The organism is Ilumatobacter sp. (assembly GCF_049588435.1).
Lineage (GTDB): Bacteria > Actinomycetota > Acidimicrobiia > Acidimicrobiales > Ilumatobacteraceae > Ilumatobacter_A.
Map to the genome: position 1 here is coordinate 1 of NZ_JBAVYV010000542.1, position 2,182 is coordinate 2,182.

At 68.7% G+C, this 2,182-nt stretch carries 2 protein-coding genes and 1 pseudogene; all 3 read left to right on the forward strand.

Annotation, left to right across the window (positions count from 1 at the left end; translation table 11 throughout):
• A pseudogene (locus tag WBV89_RS20440) lies at positions 1 to 647 on the forward strand (hypothetical protein); the annotation flags it as partial.
• Between the two features lie 10 nt (positions 648 to 657).
• The gene (locus tag WBV89_RS20445; protein WP_423983171.1) at positions 658 to 1,761 is read left to right on the forward strand and encodes an ATP-binding protein; all 1,104 of its coding nucleotides are present in this window, start codon (positions 658 to 660) and stop codon (positions 1,759 to 1,761) included.
• 84 nt (positions 1,762 to 1,845) lie between these two features.
• Positions 1,846 to 2,182 (forward strand): DUF5682 family protein (locus tag WBV89_RS20450; protein ID WP_423983172.1); only part of this gene is annotated, 337 nt, incomplete at its 3' end.

Sequence of the window (2,182 nt, forward strand, 5' to 3'; positions counted from 1 at the left end):
GAGTCCGTCCCGCCGCGCCCGCCGATCTGCTCGCACCGCCCGAGCCGGACGATCGTCCCGTCTGCACACCGGCAGCGGCGGAACGCTGGCACCACATCACGTCCTCGTGGCCGGTGCTCGAAGACGAGTGGATGATCACGCTGATCCAGACCGGTCGTCGACTCGCTCCCGAGCTCGTACCGCAGGCCCTGCGCCGACACCGTCGTGATCCGGTTCGGCGAACACGCGTGATGATCGCCGCGGGGCCGCTCGCAGTGTGGCTGATCGGCCACGTTCCCGATCTCGACGACAGCTCGACCGGGCGCGCGCTCACCACGGCCGAACGCGAACACCTCGGTGAACTCCCGGACCTGCCGATCCCGCCCGAGTTGGCACCGCTGGTCGCCCGATCGGGGAGCGAGGCCGGCGGTTCGATCGCGATCGGTCTCGAGGACCGCACGCTGGTCGAGGCACATCGGGCCGTCCTCGTCAACGTCATCGCACGGTGCGCGCCCGAAGGTCTCGTCGATCTCGCCGACGTCCTCGGCGCGGTCGATCCCCGCTCCCCGGGGCACGGCCTCGCGTCGGTGCTCGCCGATCTCGCCACCACGCGCAGCCGGATGCTCGACGAACTCGCGGGATCCGGACGCAGCGAGGAGCCCGGGTAACGTCCCGACGATGAGCGACGTCGCCGCGACCACCGTCCTGCGTCCGCACGCCGAGCACGAGTACGCCGACGAGCTCGCCGCGCTCGTCGAGGTCGACGATCGTCCCCGCCCACCGGGATGGAAGCTCTCACCGTGGGCGGTCGTCCGTTACCTGATGGGCGGACCGGTCGGCGGATCGTCGGACCGGGTGATCATCCCCAAGTACGTCGGCTCGCGTCGCCTCATCGAGATCGCGACCGCGACGCTCGCGACGGATCGGGCCGTGCTCCTGCTCGGCGTCCCGGGAACGGCCAAGACCTGGGTTGGTGAGCACCTCGCCGCCGCGATCAGTGGAGACTCGACCCTGCTGATCCAGGGCACGGCGGGGACGACCGAGGAGACGCTGCGTTACGGGTGGAACTATGCCCGCCTGCTCGCCGACGGACCGAGCGAAGCCGCTCTCGTGCCAAGCCCGATCCATCGCGGGATGGCACGCGGGGCGATCGTGCGCGTCGAGGAACTCACCCGGATGCCACCGGAGGTGCAGGACGCGCTCGTCACCGTGCTGTCCGAGAAGGTGCTGCCGATCCCCGAACTCGACACGGAACTGTTGGCCGTCCCGGGCTTCAATCTGATCGCCACGGCGAACGATCGCGATCGAGGTGTCAACGACATCTCGTCGGCATTGCGACGACGCTTCAACACGGTGGTGTTGCCGCTCCCGGCGACGATCGAGGACGAGGTCGCGATCGTGTCGCAACGCGTCGAAGAACTCGGCCGTGCGCTCGCGCTTCCGGAAATTCCGTCCGCAGCGGACGAGATCCGCCGCGTGGTCACCATCTTCCGCGAGCTCCGCAACGGACTGACGCTCGACGAGCGGACGTCGTTGAAGGTCCCGTCGGGCACCCTGTCGACCGCCGAGGCGATCTCGGTGGTCACCAACGGATCGGCCCTCGCGACCCACTTCGGCGATGGCACGCTGACCCCGGTCGATGTCGCCGCCGGAATCGTCGGAGCCGTGGTCAGCGATCCGATCCACGACGCGGTCGCATGGCGCGAGTATCTCGAAGGTGTGGTCGCGGAACGCCCCGACTGGGGAGACTTCTACGAGGCATGCCGCGATCTCGACACGTGACGACTCGGCCGAACCACCACAAAAATGCACATTGGGAAATGCACATTGGTGCCTGGCACCGATGTGCATCGTCGAGGGGTTGATGTGACGGTTCACCTGCTCGGGATCCGGCACCACGGTCCGGGTTCGGCACGGTCGGTGGTCAGCGCGCTCGACGAACTCGATCCCGACGCCGTGCTCGTCGAGGCGCCTGCCGACATCGAATCCAGCCTCGGTTGGGTGGGACAAACGGGCCTCGACCCGCCCGTCGCACTCCTCGGATACGTGGCCAACGATCCCGGCCGCGCGCGCTTCGTCCCCTTTGCCACGTTCAGCCCCGAGTGGCAGGCGATCGCCTGGGCGAACGAACGAGGACGCCCGGTCGTCGCGATCGACCTCCCGATGGCGGTGAGCTTCGCCGCCCGCGACGATGACGAGATGA